This window comes from Phormidium sp. CCY1219, from assembly GCF_055795085.1.
Map to the genome: position 1 here is coordinate 1 of NZ_JAYFEQ010000746.1, position 6,094 is coordinate 6,094.

General features: G+C 51.1%; 5 protein-coding genes. 2 read left to right on the forward strand and 3 right to left on the reverse strand.

Annotation, left to right across the window (positions count from 1 at the left end; all coding sequences use genetic code 11):
• Positions 1–27: 27 nt before the first annotated feature.
• Positions 28–1,272 carry a tRNA preQ1(34) S-adenosylmethionine ribosyltransferase-isomerase QueA gene (gene queA, locus AC0QH1_RS22795; protein ID WP_324633663.1) on the reverse strand — a complete coding sequence of 415 codons (1,245 nt, stop codon included), beginning with the start codon at positions 1,270–1,272 and terminating at the stop codon, positions 28–30.
• A 695-nt stretch (positions 1,273–1,967) separates the two neighbouring features.
• Between queA and AC0QH1_RS22800 the strand changes: the two genes are divergently transcribed.
• The gene (locus AC0QH1_RS22800; RefSeq protein ID WP_324633664.1) at positions 1,968–2,357 is read left to right on the forward strand and encodes a hypothetical protein; all 390 of its coding nucleotides are present in this window, start codon (positions 1,968–1,970) and stop codon (positions 2,355–2,357) included.
• A 69-nt stretch (positions 2,358–2,426) separates the two neighbouring features.
• Here AC0QH1_RS22800 and AC0QH1_RS22805 read toward each other — a convergent pair whose 3' ends face one another.
• Positions 2,427–3,023 (reverse strand): YraN family protein, encoded by a 597-nt coding sequence (locus AC0QH1_RS22805; RefSeq protein WP_324633665.1) that lies wholly within the window; start codon positions 3,021–3,023, stop codon positions 2,427–2,429.
• Positions 3,024–3,179: 156 nt separating this feature from the next.
• Here AC0QH1_RS22805 and AC0QH1_RS22810 point away from each other — a divergent pair, with 156 nt between their 5' ends.
• Complete coding sequence (locus tag AC0QH1_RS22810) at positions 3,180–3,710, forward strand: pentapeptide repeat-containing protein (protein ID WP_324633666.1); 531 nt, start codon at positions 3,180–3,182, stop codon at positions 3,708–3,710.
• 186 nt (positions 3,711–3,896) lie between these two features.
• Here the strand turns inward: AC0QH1_RS22810 and dnaG are convergent, their stop codons facing one another.
• The gene (dnaG, locus tag AC0QH1_RS22815) at positions 3,897–5,822 is read right to left on the reverse strand and encodes a DNA primase (protein ID WP_324633667.1); all 1,926 of its coding nucleotides are present in this window, start codon (positions 5,820–5,822) and stop codon (positions 3,897–3,899) included.
• Positions 5,823–6,094: the final 272 nt, after the last annotated feature.

Below are 6,094 nucleotides of genomic sequence, written 5' to 3' on the forward strand. Positions count from 1 at the left end.
CGGGGGACCGGGGGTCAGTCGCTCGGCTTATATCCCCACGGATAAATCCGGGGGCTTTACGCCGATTCTCGGTAAAATCAGCATGGCATCGCCAAATGAATAGAAGCGATAGTTGTGGGCGATCGCCTCGCGATATAAATCCAGCAGGCGAGTTCGCCCCACCAAGGCACTCACCAACATCAGCAAACTCGATCGCGGTAAGTGGAAATTGGTAATCAATCCATCCACCACCCGCCATTGATAGCCGGGGTAGATAAATAAATCGGTTTTGCCGCAAAACGCTTCGAGTTTTCCCGTCGCCGCCCCTGCGCCCTCGAGGGATCGCACCACTGTGGTTCCCACCGCGATCGTCCGCCCGCCGTTTGCTTTCGTCTGGCGGATTTTTTCCACCGTTTCTTGCGGTACCTGCACCCACTCTTCATGCATCACGTGATGGGTCACATCTTCTACCTCCACCGGTCGAAAGGTTCCCACCCCCACATGCAAGGTGACGAAACTGCACTGAATTCCTTTTTCCGCCAACCGTTTGAATAACTCATCGGTAAAGTGCAATCCCGCCGTGGGCGCTGCGGCGGATCCGGTTTTTTCAGCATACACGGTTTGATATTGCTCAGGTGACGCCTGGGAAGCGGTGACGTAAGGCGGAAATGGCACCTGCCCATAGGCTGGCAACAAGTCCATCAGATCCGCCCCTGAGGGCACTTCAAACTGGAGAAATCTTCCCCCTGTGGCCTCATGGGTTGCCAGTACCTTGGCTTTTAACAGATTCTCCTGGGGGAATTGTGCCCCTTCGGTGAGCCGATCCGAGGGTGCAAATAAAATTTGCGACCCAGGTTTCAAGCGTCTGCCCGGTTTGACTAATGCCAACCAGGTATTGTCCGGTTGCGGTTCGAGGAGCAATACTTCTACCGGCGCACCGGTGGATTTGTGCCCGTAGAGTCGCGCGGGCATTACCCGGGTGTTGTTGAGTACCAGCAAGTCCCCAGGTTTGAGCCATGCGGGCAAATCCCGAAACCTTTGGTGATGGTGGGAGTTGGGGGAAGAAACGACCAATAAGCGAGAGCTATCCCGGGGAACTGCGGGATTCTGCGCGATTTTTTCTTCGGGGAGGTGGTAGTCATAGGCGCTTAAGCGGCGGTCTTCTTCTCTATCCTGGGTAGACTCCCCCCCGCCTGATGTGCCTAACGCCGGAACCGCCTCCCTGTGCGTACCCGATTGGCGCGCGATCGCGTTTCCTTCGCCTTCGACTCCATCTCGATGGTTACTAAACATTCTTTGTATCCCAACACCGGATTTTTTACGGGTTTGACAGTTAAATTGTAAATCTTATCATAAAGTGGGTAAACTGTTATCCAGGGTTAAGTGGTAAAAATAGTAAGAAAATAACCTCGGTGGATGAGGAATCTTACCCGGATGGGTTATGGTAATTCAGAATACATCGGTTGTCGGCTGTAAGTTGTTCCCTGTGTGGGGAAAATTGGGTAAACCTCCCCATGAAACTTGCGGGAATTTACCCATGTGGGATAACCCTCACGATCGCAACAATAGAAATAGATTATCTAAAAGGCAACGGGAGAAATTGTCAACTCGCTCATATCCGGTCAGCAAGAACAAATTTTCCCTTTCGTCAATCGTTGTTAGGAAAACCCCAGACTTGCCCAATCGGCGATCGCTACCTCTAAGGCCAATTTGTAAGGGTTTTTGATGTTTGAAGCAGATCTCAGCAATAGAGCAAAGGGTTAAAGCACTCTAACACTCCAAACCCCACAAATGCTGGTTCATAAGGATGCGATCGCCACTCCCTGTAGCAACATTTCCAGAACTAGACCCCCGATGCGCTCAGTGGAACTGTCCAATGCGTTTACATGGCGCGAGGGTGACGGGGGTTCCGTAGAAAGTCTGGACTCGAACCCCCTTTAACCGTGGGTTTTTAGCCATTATTGTCCAATTATTCGGGAATACAGAACATGGAGTATCTCTATCATCTGGCTAATGCCAGTCTTACCCTGAGAGTTGCGGAATATCTGAATCATTCTGCCATGTTTCCGGTTCGCTTTCTCACCGTCATCCATCAAATTGACGGGTGGATCGTGCGGATTAAAATGAATCGCTGTCTGGATCCTTACGAACATGGAAACTTTCAGGCGTTTATGAATGAACTGGGGATTCCTTGTCAACCGTCTATCCGCTTGCAAATGGCGCTGTGGTGCCTCGAAAGCGGACAATCGCCGATTGAAGTGATGCGGCGCTATCAGGTGGCGGTGGTGTCCCACGGAAATCCCGAACGGGGCGAAATCGAGGAATTTCGCCAACAATTTGTCAAGGGATTGGGATATTGCCCCGAAACTTTGGCGTGAAAATCCGATTTTGAAACCCTGGATTTAAAAGAAGTTATTAGGTTAAGAATTGACCCCTGGTAATTTGGATTAAGCGCTCGATAAGTCGAAAGCGGCGGCAATGTAATGGTGGAGGATGAGTCGATAGTTTTCCAGGAGAATGGGTTGAGCGATCGCCACCGGGAGTGGGGGAACCAGTCGATCGCCTTCTAGGGAAACCCGAGGCGGAAGCGGGCGATCGCCCGGGGGGGATTCCTCGCTTCGGCATTGAACCAAAGCCACATCGAAGCGACAAGGGAATTCGGAGAACTCCGGATTTTCGGCTAAAAATAACTGGGCCGCTTGCACCAGTTTCGCTTGCTTGTGGGGCGAAATTGCTAACAAACCCCCAGCATCCCAATTGCCGCGAGAGCGAGTTTTCACTTCTACAAAGGCTAATACAGAAGAACTGCGATCGGCAACCGACAAGTGAGGGGTCTCGCCCCTCTTGTCAGTTGCTTTTTTTTGTGATATAGAGCCAGAGCGAGCGATCAGATCCAGTTCGCCCCACCGACAACGCCAGCGTTGCGCCACAATTTGCCAATTCTGACAGCGCAACCAGTGAGCCACCAACGCTTCGCCCAAGACTCCCACAGGAATTGGGCGATCGCGCTGAGAAGAAGACGAAGAAGACGAAGAACCCGACATGGGCATGACAACCGCTTTTCGCGACACTACCTGGTAAGATTACGCTATAGAGTGTGTTTCGTATAGTAAGCAACAATTATCCTGCATCCAACACCAAAGTTCGCCCGTGAGGCAACTGAGAGATCGGGATAGCGTTTTCCAAGGCCATTAAAACTTATGAACGATCGGTTTTGCAATTCAATTTGGACGCGAGTATTCAGCATCCTGTTATCCGGGGCAATATGGATAACAGGAGTTAGCGCGATCGCGGCGATCGCCGGGATATCTGCCCCACCCGCCCTCGCCAACGACTACAACAAAGAAGCCCTGGTTGGGGTGGATTTTTCCACCCGGGATCTGAAAGATTCCACCTTTACCAAATCCGCCATCCGCAATAGCGACTTCAGCAACATTGACGCGCGCGGCGTCAGCTTTTTCGGCGCTAGCTTCAATAAAGTCAACTTAGAAGGAGCGAACTTAAGCAACGCCACCCTGGATATGGCGCGCTTTAGAGAGAGCAACTTAACCAACGCCATTCTCGAAGGAGCCTTTGCTTATAACTCCCGCTTTGAAAATGTCATCATTGACGGCGCAGACTTTACCGACGTTCTCCTGCGCGATGACGCCATCAAAGTTCTGTGTGAAGTGGCCAAAGGTACCAACCCCGTCACCGGGCGCAACACCCGCGATACCCTATACTGCGACTGATAAAATCAGCCTAGGGCGGGCAAATCGGATTCGGCGTTTCCCGCTCATGCGGGGAACGAGTTCATGCCCGAGTGCGAGCTAGAAGCGCGCACTCCCCAACAGGATGCGGTGAGGCAATTTAACCCCTTGTAGAGATGGGATTTATCGCGTCTCTACGGGGGTAACACACTGAGGGGTAATGGGTGATTATTCCCCATATCCCATTGACAGCCAATTATAAAGATTCACCTGTCGTTCGCGATCGAGTTCCTGAATCCGGGCTTTTTCGGCATAGATTTGCTGTTGATAATATTTTGCCCGTTCCGGGTCGTTTTCCCAATCCGTTTCCCGCCACAGTTGCAGGGACATTTGCGATCGCTTTTCGCACATTACTCGCTCCAGACAAGCGATCGCCCCCTTAATCATCAAAGGAGTATTGAGCAAATCCCGCTCGCTTTTTTCATTCAACAAAAACAACTCAGACAGCTTTGGCATTTCTGGGTTGAACTGCAAAAACCGCTCTTGCACCTTAGACAGCAAATCCGCCGGATCCGCCACCTCAGATTCAACCGCCGCAATTTGCTGCCATAAAAACCGATGATGGGACAAACTAAAATCCAAATCGCGTTCCCACATTTCGGTAAGAATCAATTCGCGATAGTGGGGACAGTGGAGATAAAGACGCAGCAATAAAGATTCAGCGATATCGAGCAAAGAGAGATCGGAGGTTAAAGGCAATTTCACCGAATCGCGATCGCCTTCATGGATCCCTTTGCGCCGGGGGCGATTGATTTGCTTGAGCAAATCTTGCGCTCTTAACGCCACCAAAGTGCTATTTCCCTGACTGAGCAGTTCCGCACAGCGATTCACATAATACATCCGCAAATCGCGAGAGACAATTGGACTGAGCAGTTTGACCATTTCGAGCGCCACTTGCTGATAAGACGTCGGTTGTTGGAGATTTTGCCCTGCTAAAAGTTGCTGTATGCGCCAATCCAACCAGAAAGGTGCCTCAGCGAGCAATTGACGATAAGGTTCCCCAGAGTTGGTGGTTTTGAGAAATTCATCTGCATCCTTCCCATCGGGAATATGGAGAATTCGCAATTGCACCTGACCTTTAAATGCCAGATCGGCAATGGAGTCGATCGCCCGTTGGGCGGCGGTGGTGCCGGCTGCATCTGCATCGAAATTGAGCACCACCTGCTTGGAGTCGGTATAGCGCAGCAGTTGGCGCACCTGGTCCGCACTCAGAGCAGTGCCTAGAGAGGCAACCGTCTGGGTAATGCCCGCCGCATGAAGGGAGATCGCGTCAAAATACCCTTCCACCACCACCGCTTGGTCTTCTTTAGCGATCGCTCCTTTCGCTTTATCTAAGGCAAATAACATTTTCCCCTTATCGAACAATTCGGTTTCCGGGGAATTGAGATATTTCGGTTGTTCGTCTCCCAGAGTTCTCCCGCCAAACCCGATGGTTCGTCCTTGGGCATCATTAATCGGAATCATCAACCGATCGCGGAAGCGATCGTAATAACTCCCGCCACCTTTGCGCTGTTTGATCAACCCTGCCTTTTCCACCAATTGGGCCGAGAAACCCTTTTGTTCCACCAAATAGCCGTAAAGACTTTCCCATCCGGCGGGGGCATACCCGAGTTGAAACCCTTGGATCGTCTCTTCGCTTAACTGTCGTTGCGCCTGGAGATAGTCTAGGGCCGCAAGTCCTTCCGGTTGACGCAGGGCATGTTCGAAAAAACTGCGGGCGATCGCTACAATCTCGTAGAGGCGATCTCGCAGGGACAACTGACGCTCTAACTCCTGACGCTGTTCGGGTTCGAGGGTTTTCACCGGCACCTGATAGCGCCGCGCCAGGTCCAATACCACATCCGCAAACGATTGCTGGCGGATTTCCATCAAAAATTTAATCGCATTCCCTCCCGCCTGACACCCGAAACAGTAATACAGTTGCTTGGCGCTACTGACGCTGAAACTCGGCGACTTTTCATCGTGAAACGGGCACAACCCGACAAAATCTTTGCCTTGTTTTTTCAGTACCACATACTCCGACACCACATCGTAGATGTCGGCGCGTTGCTTCACTTCGTCGATGGTATCGGGGTGCAGGTGCGGAACCTTCATAATGCGGGTGCTATAGCCTTTCTCAGATTGATATGGTACGTAGCCGAATAGTCATTACTGCTCCGAGGTGAAAAATTCTCTACCTTACCCATATGAAAATATTATAACTATGGCGCGCTCGCGATAGGTTTTTTCACCGATGGGGCGCTACAGGATAAATAACTATCCCGCTCATCGGGATAGTTTTTTCCCATCCCTGGAATTGGACTAGGGATAAATAACCATTGCGCTAATCCCTATGTTTTTTCCCATGCCTGGAATTGGACTAGGGA